The following is a 25,687-nucleotide window of genomic DNA, read 5'->3' on the forward strand; positions in this document are numbered from 1 at the left end:
GAGGTTTGAAGGCGTTAACCCCCGGTTTACCCTGCGCAGCCGATAATGCCTCCGGCCTTTCCCCCTTTTTTGGCGCGATGACCTGTCATGAAAAAAACACCGTACACACTACGCTCCGCCTGCTCGCTGGTGATCCCGGCGCTGCTGCCTTGGGCGGCGCAAGCCGCCGAGGGCGATGCCCCTGAACAGACGATGGTGGTCACCGCCACCCCGGCCCCGGCGGGCCTGTCGGAGCTGGACACCCCGGCAGCGGTCAGCGTGGTGGACGGCGCGTCGTTCCGTCAGGCGCGGCCGGAGATCAACTTGTCCGAGGGGCTGGGCGGCGTGCCGGGCTTGCAGGTGCAGAACCGCCAGAACTACGCGCAGGATCTGCAATTGTCGGTGCGCGGCTTTGGCGCGCGGTCGATGTATGGCGTGCGCGGCGTGCGCATCAACGTGGACGGCATCCCGGCCACCATGCCGGACGGGCAGGGCTACACCTCCAACATCGACCTGAACTCGGTCGAGCGGGTGGAGGTGCTGCGCGGCCCCTTCTCGGCGCTCTACGGCAACGCCTCTGGCGGGGTGGTGAACATCACCAGCCTCACCGGCCAGCAGCCCGACACGCTGGAGGCGGGCCTCTACTATGGCAGCTACGGCAGCTGGCGCTACGGCGTGAAGGCCAGCGGCGCGACCGGGGATGGCAGCCAGGCCGGCGACGTCAACTATCTGGTCTCCGCCACCCGTTTCACCACCCACGGTTACCGCGATCACAGCGCCGCGCAGAAGAACCTCGGCAACGCCAAGCTCGGCGTGCGCATCAATGACGTCAGCACCCTGACCCTCATTTTCAACAGCGTGGACATTGATGCCGACGATCCCGGCGGCCTGACGCGCGCGCAGTGGCAGGAGAACCCACGGCAGGCAACGCGCGCCGAGCAGTTCAACACCCGCAAAACCACCAAACAGACGCAGGGCGGGCTGCGCTACCAGCGCGAGATGAGCGAACGCGACGATCTCAGCATCATGGCCTACGCGGGCGAGCGCGAGACGGTGCAGTACCAGTCGATCCCGGTGGCGACGCAGGCCAACCCGCTGCACGCCGGTGGGGTGATTGACCTGACGCGCCACTATCAGGGCATCGACACCCGCTGGACGCACCGCGACGAGTGGCTGGTGCCGGTGACGCTGACCGGCGGGCTGGACTATGAGACGGTGACCGAGCAGCGCAAGGGGTATGAGAACTACACCGTGCAGGATGGCGTGACCGAGCTGGGCACGCGCGGCAACCTGCGGCGCGACGAGCGCAACCTGATGTGGAACCTCGATCCCTACCTGCAAACCTCCTGGCAACTGACGCCGAAGTGGACGCTGGATGCCGGGGTGCGCTACACCACGGTGCGGTTTGACTCGAATGACCACTACGTCACGGCGCAGAACGGCGATGACAGCGGCGACGCCCGTTACCACAAGTGGCTGCCGGCCGGTTCGATCAAGTACGCGGTGAACGAGGGCTGGAATCTCTACGCCTCCGCCGGGCGCGGCATGGAGACGCCGACCATCAATGAGCTTTCTTACCGCAGCAGCACCGCCAGCGGCGAGAGCCAGGCCGGGCTGAACGTCGGCCTGCAACCCGCCACCAGCAACAGCGTGGAGCTGGGCAGCAAGGCGCGCATCGGCTATGGGCTGTTCACCGCCGCGCTGTTTGAGACCCACACCCAGAATGAGATTGTGGTGGATGAGAGCAGCAACGGCCGCACCAGCTACACCAACGCTGGCAAGACCCGCCGCCGCGGCGCGGAGCTGGCGCTCGACCAGCAGTTTGGCGAGGCGTGGAAGCTGAACCTGGCCTGGACGCTGCTGGACGCCACCTACCGCGACGACGCCTGTAACGACAGCGGCTGTACCGCCACCGCCGGCCACCGCCTGCCGGGCATCGCCCGCAACATGGGCTACGCCTCCCTCGCCTGGGCGCCGGAGGAGGGGTGGTACGCCGGGGCGGAGATCCGCTACATGGGCGACATTGAGGTCAATGACGAGAACAGCGAGCAGGCCCCCTCCTATGCGGTCACCGCGCTCAATACCGGCTACAAGTTCCGCCACGGCAACTGGCTACTGGACGTCTTCGGCCGCGTCGATAACCTGTTTGACCGCGACTACGTTGGCTCGGTGATCGTCAACGAGGGCAACGGCCGCTACTACGAGCCTGCCCCCGGCCGCAACTGGGGCGGCGGCCTGACGCTGGCCTACAGCTTCGAATAACCCAAGCGCCGCAAGGCGCTTTTTTTTGGCGGTGATCAAAGAAACCACGCACCGGACACCGCACCGATTGAGTGTTTCGTTTATTTCGAATAATCTGAGGGGAACAGAGAGAGGAAACCATGATGAGTACACCCCCCTTGTCGGCCCTCAGCCTGCCGGAAGTGCATGAGAGCCAGTTGGCAGAGAAAGGTTACCGCGAGCTTTCGGCCATTTTGGCGACCCGGCTGGAGTCGCGGCAATTTACGTTGGTCAACGCCGAGAACCCGGCCCATAGCGTGGAGCTGCCGGTCTCCGCGCTAAAGATGCTGGTGGAAATTTTAGGCGAGCTGGCGAACGGCAACGCGGTGCAGGTGGTGCCGGTGCACGCGGAGCTGACCACCCAGGAGGCCGCCAATTTGCTGAAGGTCTCCCGGCCGCATCTGGTCAAACTCCTTGAGCAGGGGCGCATCCCCTTCCATAAAACCGGCCGCCACCGCCGCATCCGTTTTGCTGACCTGATGGCCTTCAAACAGCAGCGGGATACCGAAAGCGCCAGCGCGATGGATGAGCTGGCCAGACTTTCCCAGGATTTGGATATCTATTGATGATGCACTCGCCCTATCCGGTCATGCTTGATGCCTGTGTGTTGTATCCCGCCAGATTGCGCGATCTGCTGATGCACCTCGGATTGCGCGGCCTCTACCAGCCCAAGTGGACGGCCACCATCCAGCAGGAGTGGAAGCGTGGGCTGCTCAGGGAGCGGAAGGATATTGAACCCAGCAAACTGGATCGGATAGAGCAGTTGATGAATCAGGCCCTGCCGGACGCCGAGATTACGGGCTATGAGGCGCTGATTGCCGGGCTGGATCTGCCTGACCCGGACGATCGCCATGTGCTGGCGGCGGCCATCAAGGCCAATGCCGAACTGATCGTTACCTTTAACCTTCAGGATTTTCCTGCTGGTTACCTCAGCCAGTTTGGCATTGAGGCGATCCATCCCGATGAGTTTGTCTCGGACATCATTGACCTGAGCTGTGCACGGGCCTTGCAGGCGGTCAGCGCGCAACGCGCTTCGCTAAAACATCCGCCGTTTACCGCCGAGGCGTTTCTCTCCGCACTGCTTCAACTGGGGCTGGCGAAAACCGTCAGGATGCTGGAGGGGTATAAGACCCTGATTTGAAAACCCTCACATTGACGCCCCTGCGGGCAGCGTCTTAACTGAAGGTTTTGCGACACAGGAGGCGCGCACGTGACGGTTGAGCTGCAATGGCACCCGGAGATTATCCCTTTACCCTATATCCCGCCGTTTGACTGGGCGCTGGTGCAGGGCTTTTTGCGTACCCGTGCCATTGTCGGCGTGGAGGCCAGCGACGCCATGCACTACCAGCGCACCCTCCGTATCGAGGGCGTGCCGGGCTGCTATCAGGTGTCGCCGCTGCCGGGGGAGGCGGCGCTGGCGCTGCGGGTGTCGGCGTCGCTCTGGCCGTGGCGCGATGAGGTGGTGCGGCGCGTGCGGCGGCAGTGGGATCTGGATGCCGACCCGCAGGCGATTGGCGCGGTGCTGGGGCCGCTGGCGGCGGCGCGGCCGGGGCTGCGGCTGGCGGGATCGGTGCATGGCTATGAGCAGACGGTGCGCGGCATCCTCGGCCAGCTGGTGAGCGTCAAGATGGCGGCCACCCTCACCGAGCGGTTGGCGGCGCGCTGGGGGGAGCCGCTGGCACAGCCCCTCGGCCAGCTTGATCGCCTCTTCCCGACGCCTGAGCGCATCGCGGCGCTGACGGTGGATGATCTGCGCGCCATCGGCGTGCAGGCGCGGCGCTCGGCCTGTTTGATTGCGCTCTCACGTGCGGTGGCGGAGGGGGTGCTGGAGGTGGATGCGGTGCCGGAGGTGGAGGTGGGAATGCGCGACCTGCTGGCGCAACCGGGCATCGGCCCGTGGACGGCCAACTATATCGCCATGCGCGCCTGGGCCGCCCGTGACCTGTTCCTTACCACCGACTACCTGATCAAGCAGCGCTTCCCCGGCATGACGCCGGGGCAAATCGTGCGTTACGCCGCCCGCTGGCGGCCGTTCCGCTCCTACGCCACGCTGCACCTGTGGCACGCCGCCGACTGGGTGCCGGAGGGCAGCGCCTAGCGCATGGCAAAGTAGCCGCTGGCGAGCAGGCTCTCCAGCGTCTGCGGCGGCGCGACCACCTCGCCCTCAATCAGGTCAATGCCCATCTCTACCAGCTTCTGCTGCGCGGCGGCCAGATCGACCGGCCCGGCCAGCGTCTGCGCCTGCAACCGATGGGCGGTGCCATGCAGGATGTTCACCAGAATCTCATCCATCTGATTGCTGTGGATCTGGCTGATGAAGCGCGCGTCCGGCTTCAGGTAGTCCACCAGCCCGGCCGGTAGCTCGCCCAGCGCGTTGAGCTGGTGGCCCGCCTGCGTGAGGATGACGCCGCACCCCTGCTGCTTCAGGCGGTGGAGCAGCGCCTCGGCCTGTGCCCGATGGTGCAGCAGCACCTGCTCCTCCAGCGTGAACAGCAGTCGCGAGTTGGGCAGGGCGCTCTGCGCCAGCGCGTCAAACAGCGCCTCATGCAGCGCCGGGCTGAGCACGCCACCGGCGCTCAGCGGCAGCGCCACGGTCAGCCCCTTGCGCGCCAACGCCGGGCCGGAGGCCAGCAGCACTTGCCGCACCAGCCAGCGATCCACCTCCGCCTCCAGCCCCAGCAGCGCCACCGTGGTGTGAAACGCCTCGTGGGTCGCGCCACTCTCCTCGTCGGCGGCCATCGTCACCGAGAGGGTGTAGAAGCAGGTGGAGAGCGGCGTCTTGGGCGGGGCGGCGGCGCGCGCCATCAGGGTCAGCTGGTTGCTCGCCAGAATCTGCGTCACCTGCGCGGCGGAGAGCAGCACGCTGTTGTTCTCCAGCAGCCACTGCTGGCGCGCCTGATAGATCACCACCTGCCCGCGGCCACCGTGCTTGGCGGCGTAACAGGCGACGTCCGCCTGCGACATCAGTTCGCTGGCCGAGACCTGCGGATCGTCAATCAGCGTCACCCCGGCGCTGGCGCCGATGCGGTAGAGTTTCTCCTCCCAGTAGAAGCGGAAGTCGTTGATGCGCTGCACTACCCGGCCCACCACCTCGCGCGCCTGCGCCAGATCGCAATCCGGCAGCAAGATGCCGAACTCGTCGCCGCCCAGCCGCCCGAGCAGGTCAGTGGGGCGCAGGTTGGCGGACATCAACTGGCTTAGCTGCTTCAGCAACTCGTCGCCCGCCGCGTGGCCAGCGGTATCATTCACCGCCTTGAAGCGGTCGAGATCAAGGAACACCAGCCCGTGCCGCTGCCCCTCGTTGGCGGTCAGCATCAGCGCATGGTGCAGCTCGCGCTCAAAGTGCGATCGGTTGGGCAGGCCGGTCAGCATGTCGTGGGAGGCGTTGTAGCTCAGCTTGCGCATCAACTCGCGGGAGCGGCTGACATCCTGCAACACCAGCACCATGCCAATCGGCTCCTGATTGAGGGTTTTGAGCGGCGAGAGCGCGCGCTGGATCTCATACGCCTCGCCGTTGGGGCCGTTGAGCACCAGCGACTGCTCAATCGAGGAGTGCAGGCTCTCGTTGCTGTCGAACGGCAGCAGGTTGGCGACTGGCGGGCCATCGAAGCCGCGCGTCAGGCTCACCACCTGATCGATGTGCCGCCCCTGCGCCTCGCGCATCCGGCAGCCGGTCATCTTCTCCGCCACCGGGTTCATGAAGATCACCGCTTGGTTGCGGTCGGTGCAGATCACCGCTTCGTTGATGGCGTCGAGCGTGATGCGCAGCCGCTCCTTCTCCTCGTGCAGCGCCTCGGTCAGCCGGTTATTGGCCGCCTCGGTCTGCTTCAGGCTGCTGATGTCCTCAATCTGGGCGATAAAGTAGAGCGGCCGCCGCCTCTCGTTATCGCGTACCACCGAGGCCACCAGCCGCACCCACACCATCTCACCGTCGCGGCGGCGGTAGCGCTTCTCCAGCGTAAAGCTGGGGATGCGCCCCTCCAGCAGCGCCTGCGTCATCTCCAGATCCGCCGCCAGATCATCCGGGTGGGTCAGCTCCTGGAAATTCATCTGCGTCAGCATCTCGGCGGGGTAACCCAGCAGCGAGCAGAGCGCCTGATTGACCTGGAGCCAGTGCCCCTGCGGCGACACCAGCGCCATGCCGATGGCGGAGAACTCCATCGCGTTGCGAAAGCGGTTCTCGCTCTCCTCGATGTGCGCCCGCTCCACCTTCAGCCGGTGCATCATGATGGTCATGGCATTGGCGGGCAGCAGGATCAGCAGCAGCGGCACATAGTTGAGCAGCGGCGTGTAGTCGAGGTAGCGGATATGCACAATCTGCCCGCTGGCGATCAGCAGGGTGACCATCACCGTCAGCGCGAGGAAGATCAGCTGCGCCTCCAGCCGTTGCAGGCGGATCGAGGCGGTCAGCAGGGCGATGGAGATAAAGGCGAAGGGGTAGGGCAGCCAGAACAGCACCAGATAGCTGGCGCCGAGCGTGACAACCAGCATGAACAGCACCTCCGGCAGGCGCGGCGAGCGCAGTAGCTGCCGCCACGGCGTGGGGCGGAACAGCAGGCCAATCGGGGTGACGGTCAGGATGCCGAGCGCCTCGGAGAGGAACCAGATGCGAAAGCGCTCCGGCATCAGTTCGGCGCTTGCGGTGCCGAGGTGCGGCAGCACCATCACCAGCGCGCTGACGCAGGGGGTGAACACCACCGCCGCCAGCACAAAGGTGATCCAGTTGCCAACGCTGCCGAGCGGATCGGGGCCGGGCAGCAACCGGCGCAGCAGCGTGGCCGCCAGCAGCGACTCCGCCACGTTGATCAGCGTCAGCGGCAGGAAGAAGGCCAGCGGCACGCCGCACAGGCTGTTGGCCGCCGCCATCGCCGCGGCGGAGCCGAGCAGCAGCGCCAGCCAGTCGCGCTGCGGGAAGCGGGTGAGCAGGGCGATCATCAGCGCGGTCGGCAGCCAGAGCGAGACGATCAGCCCCTGCACCACCGTGAACCGCAGGCAGAACAGGGCGAGGGCAAATACCAGCGCCGTCAGGGCCGCCAGGGTACGCCAGCGCATTCTCGGCGGGCTGGCTGGCAGGGTATTCAGGTTGGTTTCCACATCGAAGCCTTATGCGCGCGCGGGTCACAAGCCCGGCCCCGGCAGGGGGCGGTAAACTGTAGAAATATTTATCAATTAAATAATATTATCGCAGGAAATAAGAGTTAAAAATCTTTCCGGCAGATAAATGTGCCGCCCGGCGGCTGCCGGGCTGGCATTTACAGCAGGAACAGCGTGGCCAGCCCCAAAAAGATGAAGAAGCCGCCGGTGTCGGTGATGGCGGTGATCATCACACTGGAACCGACCGCCGGGTCGCGGCCAAACCGCACCATCAGCATCGGGATTATTACCCCCATCAGCGCCGCCACCAGCAGGTTCAGCACCATCGCCAGCGTCATCACCGCGCCGATGCCAGCGTCGTGGTAGAGCAGCCAGGTGATGATGCCCATCAGCCCGCCCCACACCAGCCCGTTGATCAGCGCCACCCCCAGCTCGCGCATCAGCAGGAAGGAGTAGCTGCCGCCCTGCAACTGGTGCAGCGCCAGCGCCCGCACAATCATGGTGATGGTCTGGTTGCCGGTGTTGCCGCCGATGCCAGCGACAATCGGCATCAGCGCCGCCAGCGCCACCAGCTCGGAGATAGTGTGCTCAAACAGCCCAATCACCCGCGAGGCGATAAAGGCGGTGCAGAGGTTGATCGCCAGCCACGCCCAGCGGTTGCGCACCGCTTTGCCCACCGGCGCGAAGACATCCTCCTCCTGGCTCAGGCCGCCCATGCGCCGCATGTTGTTCTCGCTCTCCTCGTTGACGATGTCGAGGATCTCCTCCACCGTCAGCCGCCCCATCAGCTTGCCCTTGGCATCGACCACCGGCGCGGTGATCAGGTTGTAGCGCTCGAAGGCGCTGGCGGCGTCCTCCGCCTGCTCATCGGGAGTGAAGGTAGTGGGATCGGCATCCATCAGCGCCGCCACCTCGGTCTCCGCCGGATGCAGCAGGATGGCGGTGAGCGGCAGCTCGCCCAGCAGCTTATTGTGGCGGTCGGTGACGAACAGCTTGTCGGTGGCGTCTGGCATCCGCCCCAGCTTGCGCAGGTAGCGGTGCACCGTGCCGAGCGTCACGTCCGGCCGCACCGTCACCAGCTCAAAATCCATCACCCGGCCAACGGTGTCGCGGTCAAACTTCATCACCTCGCGCACCTGCGCGCGCTTATCCGGTGCCAGTGAGGTGAGCACCCGGCCCGTGAGGTTACGCGGCAGGTACTCTGCCAGATAGACCTGCTCATCAATGTCCAGCGTCGCCATCGCCCGCAGCAGGTCGCGGTCGCTCATCTCGGCGATCAGGCTGTCCCAGACCGTCTCGCTGGCCTCCACCAGCACCCGGCCACGCATGGCGTGATCCTCCACCAGCCCCCACAGCGCCAGTCGCTCATCCAGCGGTAGCGCCTCCAGCAGGTCGGCAAGGTCGGCGGCGTGCAGGCCGCGCAGCAGCGTCTGGATCTCGGCGGTGTGGTCAAGCTGGGCCGGGTCGGGCGGCGGCGCGTCGTCGGGCCGGATGCCGAGCAGATCCTCCACCAGATCCCGGTTCCCTAATAGCAGCCCCATGATGCGGCTGCGAGTTTCCGCAAGTTTTTTAGTGTTGTGGTTGGCGGCAGACATGTTTTTCCCTTTTCATATGGCGCGCGCGGCGCAATCTCCCTTCACCGGGATAGAGTAAGGTTAGAACATGCAGGCGGGCTGCGCTGCCTCAAGGCAGGCGGGCGCGGGGTCAGGGCGGGTTGGAGCGTGAAGCCGTCTCGCTGGTGAGCACGGACACCGCAGACTGCTGCTTGTCCTGATGGTGGGAGATGGCGCCGATTCCGGCGTAGATCATGCGTCCGAACAGGATGATGAAACTGATAGCCAGCACAATTTTGGTCATTCGGACGTTGGTTCGTCGTCGCATAGGGTCTCCGGGGGCCAGGGAGGCGTCGCGGGCGGCTCCTCCGGTAAATCGGGAGGCTATAGCTTAAAAAATAACCATGCGTGGGGCAAGAAAAAAAGGGCGCGGCCCGCTGGCCCCGCCCTTTTTTTGGCCGGTCAGGCTCAATCGCCCGCCGGCAGCTCCTCGGCCACGTGCAGTTTCCAGCCGGTGACGTCATCCCAGTAGGCCTGCTCGCGCTCCACGTCGAGCTGCACCAGCATGTTTTGTGACAGGTAACCGGCCGGGAAGTAGAGCGTCCAGTGGTTATCGTCACACTCCAGCCGCAGCGACTCGGGGGTGGTGGTGGACTGGCGCTGGTTGTTCAGCAGCGCGCCGAGGCGCAGCAGCTGGATCAGCGGCACATAATCCTTTTTGCGGAACAGGTTGAGGCGCGGCAGCTCCTCCAGCTTGATCGCCTTGCGGTGCAGCCGCACCAGCGCCGCCAACAGCGTCTGCTGCTCCTGATTGAAGCCGGGCAGGTTGGTGTTCTGCAAGATGTAGGCGGAGTGGCGGTGCATACCGCTGTGGTTGATGCTCAGCCCCACCTCATGCAGCATCGCTGACCACTTCAGGATCGCCTCCAGCTGCGGGTGCGCCAGCTTCGGATGCTGCGCCTGCCACTGCGCATAGAGCTGCACCGTGGTGTCCAGCACCCGGCGCGCCTGCTCGCGGTCGATGTTGTAGTGGTCGGCCAGACTGCGGGCGGTACGGCTGCGGATGTCCTGATGGCGGAAGCGACCCTCCATCTCATACAGCACCCCCTCGCGCAGCGCGCCGTCTGACAGGCGCATCGATTTCAGCGCCAGCGCGTCAAACACGCCACACAGGATCGCCAGCCCCGGCACAAACACGGTCTTGCGATCCTCTGACAGCCCCGGCAGGCTCAGCGACTTGAAGTTCTTGAACTTCAGCACCTGCGCCACCAGCATCTCCAGCCGCTCTGGCGTGATCAGGCCATCCTTCTCGCCCAACTCCACCAGCACCTCTACGGTGGCCTTGATGGTGCCGGAAGCGCCAAGGGCGTACTGCCAGCCCTGGATACGGTACTGCCAGGCCAGCGCCTCCAGCTTCTGCGCCGCCGCCAGCCGCGCGCGGCTGAAGTGGTGGGCGCTCAACTCCCCCTGCGGGAAGAAGAGCTGGCCGAAACTGACGCAGCCCATGCGGCGGCTCTCCGCCAGCAGCGGCTCGAAGTCCTCGCCAATCACCAGTTCGGTGGAGCCACCGCCGATGTCCACCACCAGCTTGCGCCCCTTCTCCGGCTGGGTGTGCTCGACGCCCATGAAGATCAGGCGCGCCTCCTCCTGCCCGGAGATGATCTCAATCGGGTAGGGGATCACCTCGGCGGCGCGGCGCAAGAACTCCTCGGCGTTGACCGCCTCGCGCAGGGTATGGGTGCCGACGATGGTGACGTTGTCCGGCGAGAAGCCCTGCAGGCGCTCGGCAAACAGCGCCAGACAGGTCAGGCCGCGCTGCATGGCCTCTTCGCTCAGCACATGGTTGCTGTCCAGACCGTCGGCCAGGTGCACGCGCTGCTTGAGGCGCCCCAGCACCTGCAACGCCCCGTTGACGATACGGGCAATCACCATGTGGAAACTGTTGGAGCCGAGGTCAACGGCGGCAATTTCCTGTGGCTTGGTCGAGGGAATTTGATGTAAAGGCATAGTCTCAGGCCTGATTCTCTGGCTGTTCCAGGTTCTTTAAGTAATGGTAAATGGCGGTCTGCGCCCGTACCTTGCGGCGGTTGCCGCGCGGAACATACCGGTTACTCAGCTCTTTATCAACAATACGCGCTTTGACGGTGTCACTGAACAGCAGCTCAAGGATGTCCAGCACCCGCTGTTTCAGGCGTGGATCGAGCAGCCCCACCGCCACCTCAATCCGGTAGTCGATGTTGCGCGTCATCCAGTCCGCCGAGGAGAGGTAGACCTTGTGATCGCCATTGTTCTCAAACACATACACCCGATCATGCTCGAGGAAGCGGTCAACGATGCTGATCACCTGGATATTCTCGCTGACGCCCGGCAGGCCGGGGATCAGGGAGCACATGCCGCGCACCAGCAGGCGGATCTTCACGCCAGCGTTGGCGGCGGCGTAGAGGCGATCCACCAGCCCCTTGTCCACCAGGTTGTTGATTTTCAGAGTAATGCCACCGCGCCCACCGGACTGGGCGTTGGTGATCTCTTGGTCAATCAGCGCGTAGAGCATCCGGCGCGAGTTCTGCGGCGACACCATCAGGTGGTCAAAGGTCACTGGCCGGTAGGGGTTCTCAATGAAGTTGAACACCCGGCGCACCTCGTTGGTCATGCGCGGGTCGGCGGTCAGCAACGAATAGTCAGTATAGATGCGCGCGGTTTTTTCATTGAAGTTACCGGTGCCGATGTGCGCGTAGCGCACGATCTCGTCGTTCTCGAGCCGCGAAATCAAAAACAGCTTGGCGTGGATCTTCAGCCCCGGCGCGGAGAAGATAACGTGCACCCCCGCCTCGGTCAGCCGTTTCGCCCAGTGGATGTTCGCCTCCTCATCGAAGCGCGCCTGCAACTCCACCACCACCGTCACCTTCTTGCCGTTGTGGGCGGCGTGGATCATCGACTCGATGATGCGCGAATCCTTCGCCACCCGGTAGATGTTGATCTTGATCGCCAGCACGTTCGGGTCGAACGACGCCTGCCGCAGCAGCTCCAAGACGTGCTCGAAGGTGTGGTAGGGGTAGTAGAGCAGCACGTCGCGCTCGCGGATGGCGTCAAAGCCATTGCGGAAGCGGTCAAAGAAGACGTGGCGCAGGCGCGGTAGCGGGCGGTTGACCAGATTGGCCTTGCCAACGTTCGGGAAGCCAATGAAATCTTTGAAGTTGTGGTAACGGCCGCCCGGCACCACCGAGTCATAGTTGGAGATGCCGAGCTTCTCGCACAGCAGATCCACCATCTCATCCGGCATGTCGCGCTGGTAGACAAAGCGCACCGGCTCCGCCGTCAGGCGCTGCTTGAGGCTGGAGGACATCAGTTCCAGCAGGCTGGACTCCATCTCCGTCACCAGATCGTACTCGGCGTCACGCGTCATCTTCATCGAGTAGGCGTTCAGCGCGTCATAGTCGAAGAAGCCCTTGAAGATCTCATCCAGACAGTTGCGCAGGATGTTGTCCAGCAGGATCATCGGCTTGCGGCGGCGCGGGGCCTCCGGCGGCAGATCCACGAAGCGCGGCACCTTGTCCGACGGGATCTCCAGCAGCGCATAGTTCACCTGCTCACCCCGGATAATCTCCACCGCCAGATAGGTGTAGTCATCCTTCAGGAACTGCACCAGATTGGTGTCGTGGTTGATGAGGATCGGGGTGATGTAGGGGCGTAACTGGTGCTTGAAGTAGTGGCGTAGCCAATTTTGCTGGTTTTCAGAGAGTTGGCGCTCGTTGATCAGGAAGATCTGGTTGCGCGCCAGCTCCAGCAGCAGGTCGTTGTAGAGGTTGTCGAACTCCAGCTCGGTCTTCAGCACCTTGGACTGGATCTTCTTCAGCAGGTGGCGGGAAGCGCCGACCGACCCCTGCTCCTCGCTGATCAAAATGCGCCGCTTCAGATCGGCGAAGCGCACCTTGTAAAACTCATCCAGGTTATTGGAATAAATGCCGAGAAACCGCATCCTTTCGATCAGGGGGTTTGACTTGTCTGCCGCTTCCTGCAATACCCTCTCATTGAAGGATAACCAGCTCAGCTCTTTGTCGATGTATAGTTTTTCTTGTCCCATTGTCACTCCATTCATTTAGCCTGACATTTCCCTGGGGGCCGGAACGGGGATGCCTGAACGGCATACGATATTTTAGGGGGAATCAGGTTGAATCACGGTCTCCAGGCCAGGGCGGCCGGTCGCTTAGCACCGTGTCTCCAGGCCCATTATGGCGAGAGAAATGCGCTAAAGTCCAATAATTATCGAGAGTTAACATTGTCATGCAATGTTCATAAAACTGTCTTAAGATGCGCGGTCAATCGCGGCTTTTGCATGATGGAATGGGGGCCGCAACCCACAGGGATTTTTACTTTTTATGCAGGACGGGCAGTGCATATACGTGACCTACCTCTCTCTTCAGACCGCCGCCGCGCCCGCACCGATCGACTGGTGCGCTATGCCGTGACCGGATGCGGCATGCTGGTGTTGTTGGCCCTGATGCTGATCTTCATCTACCTGCTCTACAGCGTCTGGCCGCTGTTCCGCACGGTGTGTGTCAACCAGCCGGTGACGCTACGCGTTGACACCTCCACGCCGTCGCTGGCCATCGGCACGCTGCCGGACCGGCGCTGGGGCTACCGCCTCGACAGCGCCGGGCAGGGCACCTTTATCCGGCTGACGCCCTCCGAGGAGGCGCCGCTCACCACGCCGCTCGCCGCTGCGCCGCTGGCCTCGCTGGCGCGCAACGCCGGTGCGCAGCCGATGTATGCCCTTGGCGGCCAGGATGGCCGCGTGACGCTGGTGACACCGCTGATGCCGCTGCCGCACCACGGCCCGAGCTGGTCATTCCCGCTTGGCCGCACGCCGCAGGTGGTTGACCCGGCGGGCCAGCCGCTGGTGAAACTGGCGCTGGCGGCGGGCGAGGGGCAGGCCACCCGGCTGGCGGCGGTGACCGCCGATCGCCGCCTGTGGGTGCGCGACCTGCCCAGCGGGCGCGAAGAGACGCTGCCGCTGGCGGCGCTGCCTGACACCCTTGCCCTGACCCCCGATGGCCGCCTGCTGTTTGTGCAGAGCGGCCCGCTGATGCAGATCTACGCCCTGAACCACGCCACCCTGCGCCTGCGCCAGACGGTGGTGCTGGCCGAGCGCGGCCCGGTGAGCGTGACGCTGCTCAGCGGCGGCAACTCGCTGCTGGTCAACGCGGGCGGCCAGCTCTCCCAGTGGTTTGACGTCGCTGGCCCGAACGGCCCGGTGTTGCAGAAGATCCGTGACTTCCAGCCGCAGGGCGTGGCGCGCGTGGCGGCCGAAACCTCGCGCCGGGTGTTCGTGGCGCTGGATGCCCACGGGCAGATGACGCTCAATTCGACGGTACAGACGCGGCCGCAGCTGCACCATGCGCTACCGGCAGCGACCGAGCGACTGGCCTTCGCGCCACTCGGCGACGGGCTGCTAGTGGAGCAGCCGGGCGGCTGGATCTCGCTGCATGTCACTAATCCCTATCCTGACGTCGGCCTGCGCACCCTGTGGCAGAAGGTGTGGTATGAGGGCTACCCGGAGCCAGCCTACGTCTGGCAGACCACCTCGGCGGCGGAGGGCTACCAGCCCAAGTTCAGTTTGGTGCCGGTGATTGTCGGCACCCTGAAGGCGGCGCTCTGCGCCATGCTGTTCGCCGCGCCATTGGCGCTGGGCGGCGCGGCCTACACCGCGTGGTTCATGACCCCGCGCCTGCGGCGGTTGGTGAAACCGGCGCTGGAGGTGATGGGCGCGCTGCCGACGGTGGTGATCGGCCTGATAGCTGGCGTCTGGCTGGCCCCGCTGCTGCAACATGTGCTGCTCGGCATTCTGCTGCTGCCGTGGCTGCTGGCGGCGGTGGCGCTGCTGGGCAGTGTGCTGGCGGTGCGCCAGCGTTGGCGTAGCGCCGGGCAGGAGGTGTTCTGCCTGCTGCCGCTGCTGGCACTGGTGACCTGGCTGGTGTGCCACGCCAGCCCGTGGTTCGAGCAAATGCTGTTTGGTATGCCGTTCGCCCAGTGGCTGGGGGAAGAGTACCAGCCGCGCAACACGCTGGTGGCGGGCATCGCGATGGGCTTTGCGCTGGTGCCCGTGATCTTCACGCTGGCGGAGGATGCGCTGTTCAGCGTGCCGCCGCTGCTTGGGCAAGGCTCGCTGGCGCTGGGGGCGACCCCGTGGCAGACGCTGCGCCGGGTGATTGTGCCCGCCGCCGCCGCCGGTATCTTCTCCGCGCTGATGATCGGCTTTGGCCGGGCGGTGGGGGAGACGATGATTGTGCTGATGGCGACCGGCAACACGCCGGTGATGGATGGCAGCCTGTTGCAGGGGCTGCGCGCGCTCTCTGCCAACATCGCGATTGAACTGCCGGAGGCGGTAGCCAACAGCGGCCACTACCGGGTGCTGATGCTGACCGCGCTGGTGCTGTTCCTGTTTACCTTTGTGCTGAACACCGTGGCGGAGCTGATCCGCCAGCGGCTGCGGGCGCGCTATAGCCAGAACCAGGAGGGCGCATGAGACGTTGGTGGCGCTCAGGCTCGCCCTGGATCTGGCTCACCGCGGCGGCGGTGGCGGCCAGCGTGCTGGCACTGGCTGGCATCATCCTGCTGCTGGCAGGGCAGGGGGCGCGCAGCTTCTGGCCAGCCGACGTCTGGCAGTTCACCCTGCGCGCGCCGCTGGCGGGCCAGAACCAGTTGCTCGGCGAGCTGTATGCCCGGCCGTCGGTGCCGCGCCAGCAGCTGATTGACGCCGGTGTCACGCTACCAGCGGATGCCCCGCCCACGCTGCGGCGGTTGTTGGTCAAGACCGGCAACCGCGACCTGTCGGCGGCCTCGCCAGCGGCGCGCGAGTTTGTGCTGCTGGATGAGGCGGATGTCACGGCGCGCCGTGCGCCGCCAGAGGTGCTGGTGCTCGACCGCGAGGAGAGCGGGCTGGCCTACGGCACGCTGGCGGGCATGTTGGAAAATGGCCAGCCGCTGGTGGCGCGCAACCTGGCGGAGGAGCTGCTGCGCCGGGTGCCGGAGAACCGTGCGCTGGCCGCCCGCGCCTACCGCCTGCAACACCACGATCTGGCGCGGGTCAACCACCGCTTTGAGGCGCTGCGGCTGGAGGAGCGGCGGTTGGCGCTGCATGACCAGCTGGATGCGCGGGCGGTGTCGCGTTTGCGCGCAGAGCGCATTGAGCTGGAGTACAGCTTCAGCCGCCTGACCGCGCAACTCGACAGCATCAATCAGGAGCGGCGGCGCGACGCGCTGCTATTGCGTGACGCTGCTGGCCAGTTGCATACCCTGCCGCTGAACGAGGTACACAACGCCTGGTATCCGAACGCCATGAGCCTGCCGCAGAAGCTGCTGCACACCGCGCGCGCCATCTGGGCCTTCTTGAGTGAGGATCCGCGCGCCTCCAACACCGCGGGCGGCGTCTTCCCGGCGCTGTTTGGCACGGTGCTGATGGTGGTGCTGATGTCGATCATCGTGATGCCGCTCGGCGTGGTGGCCGCCATCTACCTGCATGAGTACGCGGGCCGCCACTGGCTCACCCGGCTGCTGCGGGTGGCGGTGGTCAATTTGGCCGGTGTGCCGTCGATTGTTTATGGGGTGTTTGGCCTCGGCTTTCTGGTCTATGGCGTCGGCGGCTCCCTCGACCGGCTGTTCTTCCCGCAGGCGCTGCCCGACCCAACCTTCGGCACGCCGGGGGTGCTGTGGGCGGCGCTGACGCTGGCGCTGCTCACCCTGCCGGTGGTGATTGTCGCCACCGAGGAGGGGCTGTCACGCATCCCGGTGGCGCTGCGGCAAGGCTCGCTGGCGCTGGGGGCCAGTCAGGCGCAGACGCTCTGGCGCATCGTGCTGCCGATGGCGGTGCCCGCGATGCTGACCGGCATGATCCTGGCGATCGCCCGCGCCGCTGGCGAGACCGCGCCGCTGATGCTGGTGGGGGTGGTGAAGTCGGTGCCAGCGCTGCCGGTGGATGGTATCTTCCCCTACCTGCATCTGGACCGTAAATTTATGCACCTTGGCTTCCAGATCTATGACATGGCGCTGCAAAGCCCGAACGTGGAGGCGGCGCAGCCGCTGGTCTACGCCACCGCGCTGCTGCTGGTGCTGATTGTGGTGGGGCTGAATTTGGTGGCGATGGGGCTACGCCACTCACTGCGAGAGAAATTCCGCACGCTGGGCCTGTAGGCCCGGCGGCGAGAGGAGAGAGAGATGAGATCGTTGTTGCCGGACACGCCGTTGCCGGATATTTCCCAGCTCAGTGACGCCGACACCGCGCTGGAGGTGCAGAAGCTGAACCTGTGGTACGGCGAGAAGCAGGCGCTGTATAACATTTCGCTGCGCATCCCGCGTAACCGGGTGACGGCGCTGATTGGCCCCTCCGGCTGCGGCAAATCCACGCTGCTGCGCTGCTTCAACCGGATGAATGACCTGCTCGATCCCTGCCGCATTGAGGGGGCGATTCGCCTAAATGGCGCGTTGGTCAACGATGGCGAGCTTGACGTCAGCGCGCTGCGGCGGCGGGTGGGGATGGTGTTCCAGCGGCCCAATCCCTTCCCCAAATCGATCTATGAGAACGTGGTCTACGGGCTGCGGGTGCAGGGCGTGCGCGACCGGCGGCTGCTCGATCAGGCGGCGGAGGCGGCATTGCGCTCGGCGGCGCTGTGGCACGAGGTGAAAGACCGGATGAAGGAGAACGCCCTGCGGCTCTCCAGCGGCCAGCAGCAGCGGCTGGTGATCGCCCGCGCCATCGCCATTGAGCCGGAGGTACTGCTGCTGGATGAGCCGACCTCGGCGCTCGATCCCATCTCTACCCTGACAATTGAGGAGCTGATTGGCGCGCTGAAGCAGCGCTTTACCGTGGTGCTGGTGACGCACAACATGCAGCAGGCAGCGCGCGTCTCGGACTACACCGCCTTCATCCACCAAGGGGTGCTGGTGGAGTATGGCGACACCGACACGCTGTTTACTTCCCCACGCCAGCGGCGCACCGAAGATTACATCACTGGCCGCTTTGGCTGACCACGCAAAATCATCCGCGCCAGTTATGCAAAAAATTCATGCATCACTGGCGCAGATTACTTCCTTTCCCCACAAAATCATCGGCTTAACGCCGCCATCACGACCCCTGTCACACTCCCCGCCAAATCACCTTGTCAGCAAAGCACGTGCTCATTAAGTTGCTAACTCGAGTTAGCAAAGAGCGGTGGGTGTCAGGTTGCCCCTGTCAGGTTGTCGAGGCACCGGTGTGGTCGCCCTTACCGGATCCATTATCAGGTGAGGAGAACAGTATGCCAGCGGAGCGCGCAGGTCTTTTACACACGCTAAGCCAAATCAGGGACGCCCGCAGCGGGCGGCTCTCCAGTTGGGATCAGAGTGGCCGGAATCAGGATTACTGGATGATCCCGGCCGGTGAAACGGTGCGGCTGGCCGACATCCACGGCAGCGGCTGCATCACGCATCTCTGGATGACGCAGTTTTGCCGCCGCGTGCTGGGGCCGGGGCTGATTGACCCGACCGCCGGCCAGTACGTCGCGCCCATCAACGAAATCAACAACGCGCTGGGCGTGAGTTGGGAGGAGCATGACGCGGCCTACTACCGCAAGGTGCTGCTGAAGATCTACTGGGACAACCAGACGCAGCCCTCGGTGCTGGTGCCGCTGGGCGACTTCTTCTGCGTCGGGCATAGCATCCCGGCCAGCTTCAACTCGCTGCCCTTCACCGTCTCGGTGCGGCCGGAGGAGAACTGCCGCCCCGGCGCGACGGCGGCGCTGAACTGCTACCTGCCGATGCCCTTCAATGAGCGCGCGATCATCGAAGTCGAGAACCAGAACGACATCCCCTACGGCCAATACTTCCACATCGACTATGAGCGCTACCCGGAGCGTCACTCCGCCGACACCGCCTACTTCCACGCGTGGTGGCGGCGCGAGAATCCCTGTCGCGGCTGGGCGCCGGAGTTGCAGGTCAACAGCCCGGAGGTGAACATCCCCAACGAGGATGGCGCTGGCAACTATATGCTGCTCGACATCGAAGGGGAGGGGCACTACATCGGCTGCAACCTGTCGGTGCGCCACCGCCAGAACACCTGGTGGGGCGAGGGCGATGACATGATCTACATCGATGATGACCCGGCCTGGCCGCCGACCCTGCACGGCACCGGCACCGAGGACTACTTCAACCACGCGTGGGGGATGCAGGATGCCTGCTCGCCCTTCAACGGCACCGCGCTGCATGACTCCCACGTCCCCGGCTTCCAGACCAGCTACCGCTTCCATCTGGCCGACCCGATCCACTTCAAGAGGCGCATCCGCGTCACCATGGAGCATGGCCACGCCAACCACCTGTCGGATGACTGGGCCTCTACCGTCTACTGGTACCAGAAACTGCCGTCGCCGCCGCTGACGATGCAGCCGGTCAACGAGCGCATCCCGGCGCGCCCCGGCGAGCCTTTTGCCCCGCTGGTGGAACCGGCGCTCACCGAGGCGATGCGCGCGCAGAAACAGCAGGCCGCGGCGCGGCACGCTGACTGGCTGGCACTCCGGCAGCGGGAGATTGACCGCAAGATCGCCGCCACCCGCGAGAAGTCACGCGCCAACAAGGCGGGCGACCCCGCCTGCTAAGGGGTGGGCAGCCGGTGCGCCACCTTGCCCGCCGGCTGCCCGCAACGGTTGATGACAGGGAGTGAATGATGACTACACGCTTGTCTGTTTTGGAAAAAACCGCCTACGGCGCCGGGGATATGGCGCTGACCATCTCGATCATCTCCGCGTCGATTTTGATCTACGCCTTTCTGGTTCAGGTGGTGGGTTTGACGCCGGTGGACGCTGGCTGGATATTGATGATTGTCCGCACCATCGATGCGATCTCCGATCCCTTGATGGGGCTGTTGACCAGCCGGGTGCGCAGCCGGCTGGGGCGCTACCGGCACTGGCTGATCATCGGCGCGCTGCCGTTCGGGCTGTCTCTGTGGCTGCTGTTTACCTCGTTTGGCGAGACCTACGCGCAGAAGATGGCGTGGTCTACCGGGGCCTACATCTTCAACAGCCTGGCGTTCACGGTGCTGGCGATCCCCTATATTTCGCTGATTGGCGTCATTACCCCCGACCCGCAGGAGCGGCTGCGTGCCAACGCCTTCCGCTTCCCGATGGCGAAGGTCGCCACCCTGATTGTCTCTACGCTGGTGCCGTGGTGGGTGACGCAGGGCACTGACCCGCACCGCAGCTACGCGCTCGCCTTTATGGTGGTGGGGGCGGTGAGCGTGGCGATCATGCTGTTCTGCGCCTTCAACGTGAAGGAGCGCATCGTGCAGGAGGCCGCGCCGCCGCCGCTGGCGCAGCAGATCCGTGGCCTGCGTGACAACCGCCAGTGGCAGGTGATCAGCCTGGCAATGGTGGTGCTGTTCGTCGGTTTTCTGGTCAATGGCAGCGTCGCCATCATCTACGGCAGCGCCTTCGCTGGCGCGAGCGATGGCGTGGGCATCGCGCTGTTCATGAGCATGGGATCGGTGGGCGGCATCCTTGGGCCGCTGCTCTCCACCTGGCTGACGCGCCGCTACTGCAAGGTGAAGGTGTTCCGCTACTCGATGTATGGCTCTGCGCTGGTGTCGGTGCTGGCGTGGGCGCTGGTGGGGGCAGGGGAGTTCTGGGGCGCGACGCTGTTCTATCTGCTCTGCTCGGTGGTATCGCAGATCAACACGCCGATCCTCTGGTCATCCATCACCGAGGCGTCGGACTATGGCCGCTACCAGAGCGGGATTGACGCCTCCGGGCTGGCGATTGGCATGATCTCCTTCTGCCAGAAGCTGGGGATGGGCATCGCAGGCCCCATCACCGGCTACCTGCTGGCTGGCATCGGCTACACGGCGCAGGGCACCCCCAGCGCCGAGACCGTCGCCGGGCTGGCCTGGATCATGCTGCTGGTGCCCGCGCTGTTCTACCTGCTGACCGGCTGGGTGATGCGCTACTACGTCATCAACAATGACTACTACGCGCGGATGGTCGCCGCTGGTCGACTGCCGGAGGGCAGCGCCTGACTCAACGCCGCCGGATAACCGGCTTCATCTCCACCCGTACCCTCTCTCTGGCCGGGGAACCGGCCAGAGCGCGCTGCATCAATCCAAACGCCTTCTCCGCCCAGGCATCCTCATCCTGCTGCATCGACCAGACGGGGTTGGCGAGGAAACTGAGCATCGGGTGCTCGTCAAAGGTGCCGATATGGATGGCGGGCGGCACCCCGCCCGCCTCCTCACGCAGCGCGCTGATTGCTCCCTCCAGCACCGGCAGTGACGAGGCGATAAACGCCTGTGGCATCCCGTGTTGGACGATCAGCTGGCGCATCAGCGCATGGCCGCCCTGCGGCGTGTTCTCCTCGCCAGCCAGCAGCCACTCCGCGTCGAGGGCGCGCGCCGCCAGCGCCTGCCGGTAGCCGGTAATGCGGTCAGCGATGCTGGGCAGCGCGGCGTCACCGGCCAAAAACCACAGCGGCGCGTCGTGGGCGGTGAGCATCGCCTGCGCCAGATGCAGCCCGCCAGCGGCGTTGTCACTCTCCACCAGCGCGTTGTCGCTGTAGCCAAAGTCACGATCCAGCAACACCAGCGGCTTTTTCATCTGCCGCAGGTGGTGCTGTTGGTTCTCAAGGGTGGAGGGCACCACGAACAGGCCATCGATGTTACGGGCAATCGACGCCTTAACCAGCCGGTTCTCGTAGTCCACATCATGGTAGGTGCAGCTGATCACCAGCTGGTAGCCGGAGCGGCGACAGCGCAGCTCCAGCTTCTCCGCCAGCGTGGCAAAAAACACGTTGGAGATGTTGGGCACAATCAGCCCCAGCGTGTCGGTTTTGTTCAGCTTCAGGCTGCGCGCCGAGTGGTTGAGCGTGTAGCCGTAGCGCTCCACATGCTCCTGAATGCGCGCCTGTGTTTTCGCGCTGATGCGGTAACGCTCCGCCTTGCCCCCCAGCACCAGCCGCACGGTGGTGACGGAGAGTTTCAGCTCCTGCGCAATCTGTTCCACGGTTTTCGCCATCTCAAGCGCCCCAATCCTTTTCGCTAATCAAAACCAGCAGATTAAAGCAAATGGCGCGTGAACTCATGCTTCTTGCTGCATCAGTGCCTCCAGCGCCTGCTGTTGCTCCCACATCGCCAGATAGACGCGGTATTTGCGCTGGTGGAAGGGCAGGGTGGCGGGGCGGTGGCGGATCACCGTGCCGGGCCGCACCAGCGCGCGCGCTGCCGTGGCGATATCCGGCCAGACGTTGGCCGCCACCGCGCCGCAGATGGCCGCGCCCAGCGCCACCGCCTCCTCCTCGGCAATCAGGTGCAGGTCGCGCTGGGTGGCGTCGGCGTACTCACGCAGCCACAGCGGGTTATGCCGCGCGCCGCCGCACAACGCGATGCGCTGCGGCCGGTGCCCCTGCGCCTCCAGCGCCTCAATGATGTGGCGGGTGCCGTAGGCGATGGCCTGAAGGGTGGCGAGGTAGAGCCGCGCCAGCGCCTGCTCGCCACGCTCCAGCGTCAGGCCGCAGACGCTGCCGCGTGCATCCGGCCGTGACCGGGGCGAGCGGTTGCCGTGGTGGTCTGCCAGTACATGCAGGTGCGCGGTGGGGCAGGGCTGCGCCTGCTCGAGTTGGGCGACCCACTGATTGGCAATCTCCACTGGGTGGCAACCCTGCTGTTTGGCCTGTGCGAACAGCCCGGCGGAGGCGTGGTGCTCGCCGAGCGTCCACTCCACCAGCGCACCGGCCGCGCTCTGGCCGCCCTCCGCCAGCCAGTACTCCGGCAGCATCGCGCCCCAGTATGGCCCCCAGACGCCGGGCGTGTGGATCTCGTGGCGGCTGGCGAGCATCAAACAGTTGGAGGTGCCGCTGATCAGCGCCAGCGTCCCCTCTGGCTCGGCCCCGGCCAGCGCCACGCCGCCCGCGTGGGCGTCAATCATGCCGGTGGCGACCGTGGTGCGGGTGGTCAGCCCCAGCGCCTCGGCCGCCTGCGCGCTAAGGGTGCCAGCCGCCGTCGCCACTTCAGCAACGCGCGCCGGCAGCTTGTCACGCAGGTCTGCCAGATCCGCCGCCGCCAGCAGCGAGTCGCTGAAACGCCCCTCATGCGCGAGGTAGTTCCACTTGCAGGTCAGGGTGCAGAGGCTCGCCACCTCCACGCCGGTGGCCTGCCACACCAGAAAGTCCGCCAGATCCCAAAAGCGGTGCGTGCGCTGCCAGGCCGTGGGGTGCTGCTGCTTCAGCCACAACAGCTTCGGCAGCGCCATCTCCACGCTCACCTCGCCGCCGACGTAGCGCAGCGCCGGATCCTGGCTGGCATTGATCTGCTGGGCCTGCTTCAGGGCGCGGTGATCCATCCACATGATGATGTCATGGCTTGGCTCGCCCCCCGGTGAGACCGCCACCCCGTGCCCGTGGGCATCCAGCGCCACCAGCGAGCAGGTGGCGTCAAAGCCGATGGCGCGGATCGCCTCCACCGGCACGCCAGATGCTCCCACCGCCTCGCGCACCGCCGCGCACAGTGCCTGCCAGATCTCCGTGGAGGATTGCTCCACCCGTTCACCGCTGGCGTGGAACTGGGAGATGGGCCGGCTGGCGCAGCCCAGCCTCTCGCCAGTGGCATTGAACAGCGCGGCGCGCACGCTGGCAGACCCGACGTCCACCCCCAGAAAATAGTTGTCACTCATCACGGCTCCTTGTTTTATCGCCGAGCACACCCGCCTTTAGCGCGCAACGCGGCCTGATAGCGGCTAACTCGAGTTAGCTAATAGCGTTGACGCTATTTTACCCACCGCATTTCGCCAAGCGCTTTGGTGTCAGAGTGTGATCGTCTGCACAATTTCGACTTAATGCAATGATAATTAAGCCTTTTGCCTATTGTGGCCTCAAGGGCGGGCAGGATTGGGCGTGAAAAGGCTCACAGAATGCGTGGAAAAGCATTGAACAACTGGCGAAGCGATCCTTATGCTAACTCGAGTTAGCAAAGGTTTTAGCCGGCTTCCGATCCGGGGGGCGGCGCTCGCCAAGGAGAAACTATGAACAGAACAGCCCTGCCGCGGGTCGGCATCCGTCCGGTGATCGATGGACGCCGCCGCGGGGTACGTGAGTCAATGGAGGCGCAGACCATGGCGATGGCACAGGCCGCCGCCGCGCTGATTAGTTCAACGTTGCGCCACGCCTGCGGTGCGCCGGTGGAGTGCGTGATCGCCGAAAGCTGCATCGCTGGCATGGCGGAGGCTGCGGCCTGTGAGGCGCAGTTCAGCACCCAGCAGGTGGGGCTGACGCTGACCGTCACGCCCTGCTGGTGCTATGGCAGTGAAACCATCGACATGGATCCGCTGCGGCCCAAGGCAATCTGGGGCTTCAACGGCACCGAGCGCCCCGGCGCGGTCTATCTGGCCGCCGCGCTGGCGGCGCATAACCAGAAGGGGATCCCGGCCTTCTCCATTTATGGCCGTGACGTGCAGGAGGCGGGCGACACCACCATCCCAACGGACGTGGCGGAGAAGCTGCTGCGCTTCGTGCGCGCCGGGCTGGCCGTCGCGACCCTGCGCGGCCGCAGCTACCTCTCGCTCGGTGGCGTGTCGATGGGCATTGCCGGATCGATTGTCGATCACGGCTTCTTTGAGTCCTGGCTCGGCATGAAGGTGCAGGCAGTGGACATGACGGAGCTGCGCCGCCGCATGGATGAGGCGATCTATGATGAGCAGGAGCTGGAGCGGGCGCAGGCGTGGGCGCAGGCGCACTTCCGCTTCGCTGGCAACGCCGAGGAGGCGCAGCGGCCAGCGGTGCTGCGAGAGTGTTTGCTGATGGCGATCTGTATCCGCGACATGATGCAGGGCAATCCGGCGCTGGCGGCGCGCGGCTGGGAGGAGGAGGCGCTGGGCTACCACGCCATCGCCGCCGGTTTTCAGGGGCAGCGGCACTGGACCGATCGCTACCCGAATGGCGACACCGCCGAGGCGCTGCTCAACAGCTCCTTTGACTGGAATGGCCGACGCCAGCCGCTGGTGGTGGCGACGGAGAATGACAGCCTGAATGGCGTGGCGATGCTGTTTGGCCACCTGTTGACCGGCAGCGCCCAGATTTTCGCTGACGTGCGCACCTACTGGTCACCGGAGGCGATTGCGCGCGTCACCGGCCAGCGGCTGGAGGGTCGGGCGCAGCACGGCGTGATCCACTTGATCAACTCCGGCTCGGCGGCGCTGGATGGCAGCGCGCAGCAGCGTGACGCGCAGGGCAACCCGACGCTGAAACCGCACTGGGAGATTAGCGAGCAGGAGGCGGAGGCGTGTCTGGCGGCGACCCGCTGGTGGCCGGCGCGGCGTGACTACTTCCCCGGCGGCGGGTTCTCGTCGCAGTTCGTTACCCGTGGCGGCGTGCCCTTCACCCTGACGCGCATCAACCTGATCCACGGGGTGGGGCCGGTGATGCAGATTGCCGAGGGGTGGAGCGTGGATCTGCCGCCAGCGGTGCATGACACGCTCGACCAGCGCACCGACCCGACCTGGCCGACCACCTGGTTTGTCGCGCGTTTGACCGGCACGAGGCCGTTCCGGGATCTTCAGTCAGTGATGGAGAACTGGGGGGCAAACCACGGCGTCTTGACGGCCGGGCATGTGGGGGCGGATTTCATTACGTTGGCGTCGATGCTGCGCATTCCGGTCTGTATGCACAATGTGCCGGACGGGCAGATCTACCGCCCGTCCGTGTGGTCAGCCCTCGGCATGGATCGCGAGGGGCAGGATTACCGTGCCTGCCGCACGTTCGGCCCGCTCTACCGGCGCTGA

General features: G+C 65.1%; 17 protein-coding genes. 10 read left to right on the top strand and 7 right to left on the bottom strand.

Annotated features, from left to right (window positions below; genetic code table 11):
• Positions 1-87 precede the first annotated feature (87 nt).
• From pqqU to alkA, 4 genes are all read left to right on the top strand, one after another.
• Positions 88-2,241 (top strand): TonB-dependent receptor PqqU, encoded by a 2,154-nt coding sequence (pqqU, locus tag C1N62_RS04120; RefSeq protein WP_137762434.1) that lies wholly within the window; start codon positions 88-90, stop codon positions 2,239-2,241.
• A 122-nt stretch (positions 2,242-2,363) separates the two neighbouring features.
• On the top strand, positions 2,364-2,825 hold the full coding sequence (locus tag C1N62_RS04125) for a helix-turn-helix domain-containing protein (RefSeq protein WP_137764894.1): 462 nt from the start codon (positions 2,364-2,366) through the stop codon (positions 2,823-2,825).
• Complete coding sequence (locus C1N62_RS04130; RefSeq protein ID WP_137762435.1) at positions 2,825-3,400, top strand: PIN domain-containing protein; 576 nt, start codon at positions 2,825-2,827, stop codon at positions 3,398-3,400. Before C1N62_RS04125 ends, C1N62_RS04130 begins: the two co-directional genes overlap by 1 nt.
• Positions 3,401-3,469: 69 nt before the next feature.
• A complete protein-coding gene (gene alkA / locus C1N62_RS04135; RefSeq protein ID WP_240775722.1) occupies positions 3,470-4,357 on the top strand; it encodes a DNA-3-methyladenine glycosylase 2 in 888 nt (295 codons plus the stop codon).
• Here the strand turns inward: alkA and C1N62_RS04140 are convergent.
• The 5 genes from C1N62_RS04140 to ppk1 all read right to left on the bottom strand — a co-directional run bounded on the left by C1N62_RS04140 (position 4,354) and on the right by ppk1 (position 12,987).
• Positions 4,354-7,353, bottom strand: a complete 3,000-nt coding sequence (locus C1N62_RS04140; RefSeq protein ID WP_137762436.1) for a diguanylate cyclase domain-containing protein — start codon at positions 7,351-7,353, stop codon at positions 4,354-4,356. The two genes, alkA and C1N62_RS04140, sit on opposite strands and share 4 nt — an antisense overlap.
• A 158-nt stretch (positions 7,354-7,511) precedes the next feature.
• Entirely contained in the window at positions 7,512-8,948 is a 1,437-nt protein-coding gene (gene mgtE / locus C1N62_RS04145; protein ID WP_137762437.1) for a magnesium transporter, read from the bottom strand.
• A gap of 109 nt (positions 8,949-9,057) precedes the next feature.
• A complete protein-coding gene (locus C1N62_RS04150; RefSeq protein ID WP_137762438.1) occupies positions 9,058-9,234 on the bottom strand; it encodes a YfgG family protein in 177 nt (58 codons plus the stop codon).
• Between the two features lie 140 nt (positions 9,235-9,374).
• Positions 9,375-10,913, bottom strand: a complete 1,539-nt coding sequence (gene ppx, locus C1N62_RS04155; protein WP_137762439.1) for an exopolyphosphatase — start codon at positions 10,911-10,913, stop codon at positions 9,375-9,377.
• A 4-nt stretch (positions 10,914-10,917) separates the two neighbouring features.
• Positions 10,918-12,987 (bottom strand): polyphosphate kinase 1, encoded by a 2,070-nt coding sequence (gene ppk1, locus C1N62_RS04160; protein WP_137762440.1) that lies wholly within the window; start codon positions 12,985-12,987, stop codon positions 10,918-10,920.
• 309 nt (positions 12,988-13,296) lie between these two features.
• Here ppk1 and C1N62_RS04165 point away from each other — a divergent pair, with 309 nt between their 5' ends.
• The 5 genes from C1N62_RS04165 (at position 13,297) to C1N62_RS04185 (ending at position 20,940) form a co-directional block, all read left to right on the top strand.
• Complete coding sequence (locus C1N62_RS04165; RefSeq protein ID WP_240775723.1) at positions 13,297-15,429, top strand: ABC transporter permease subunit; 2,133 nt, start codon at positions 13,297-13,299, stop codon at positions 15,427-15,429.
• Positions 15,426-17,093, top strand: a complete 1,668-nt coding sequence (pstA, locus tag C1N62_RS04170) for a phosphate ABC transporter permease PstA (RefSeq protein ID WP_137762441.1) — start codon at positions 15,426-15,428, stop codon at positions 17,091-17,093. The genes C1N62_RS04165 and pstA overlap by 4 nt, the downstream gene beginning before the upstream one ends.
• A 24-nt stretch (positions 17,094-17,117) precedes the next feature.
• Positions 17,118-17,927 carry a phosphate ABC transporter ATP-binding protein PstB gene (pstB, locus tag C1N62_RS04175; RefSeq protein WP_137762442.1) on the top strand — a complete coding sequence of 270 codons (810 nt, stop codon included), beginning with the start codon at positions 17,118-17,120 and terminating at the stop codon, positions 17,925-17,927.
• Between the two features lie 269 nt (positions 17,928-18,196).
• A complete protein-coding gene (locus tag C1N62_RS04180; RefSeq protein ID WP_137762443.1) occupies positions 18,197-19,528 on the top strand; it encodes a glycoside hydrolase family 172 protein in 1,332 nt (443 codons plus the stop codon).
• 65 nt (positions 19,529-19,593) lie between these two features.
• Positions 19,594-20,940: an MFS transporter gene (locus C1N62_RS04185; protein WP_137762444.1), complete on the top strand. Its 1,347-nt coding sequence runs from the start codon at positions 19,594-19,596 to the stop codon at positions 20,938-20,940.
• Position 20,941: 1 nt separating this feature from the next.
• Here C1N62_RS04185 and C1N62_RS04190 read toward each other — a convergent pair whose 3' ends face one another.
• The gene (locus C1N62_RS04190) at positions 20,942-21,931 is read right to left on the bottom strand and encodes a LacI family DNA-binding transcriptional regulator (RefSeq protein ID WP_137762445.1); all 990 of its coding nucleotides are present in this window, start codon (positions 21,929-21,931) and stop codon (positions 20,942-20,944) included.
• Positions 21,932-21,994: 63 nt separating this feature from the next.
• Positions 21,995-23,584: an FGGY-family carbohydrate kinase gene (locus C1N62_RS04195; protein WP_137762446.1), complete on the bottom strand. Its 1,590-nt coding sequence runs from the start codon at positions 23,582-23,584 to the stop codon at positions 21,995-21,997.
• A gap of 348 nt (positions 23,585-23,932) precedes the next feature.
• Between C1N62_RS04195 and C1N62_RS04200 the strand changes: the two genes are divergently transcribed.
• The gene (locus tag C1N62_RS04200; RefSeq protein WP_137762447.1) at positions 23,933-25,687 is read left to right on the top strand and encodes an L-fucose isomerase; all 1,755 of its coding nucleotides are present in this window, start codon (positions 23,933-23,935) and stop codon (positions 25,685-25,687) included.

It is taken from the genome of Nissabacter sp. SGAir0207, from assembly GCF_005491205.1.
In the GTDB taxonomy this organism is placed as follows: Bacteria; Pseudomonadota; Gammaproteobacteria; order Enterobacterales; family Enterobacteriaceae; genus Chimaeribacter.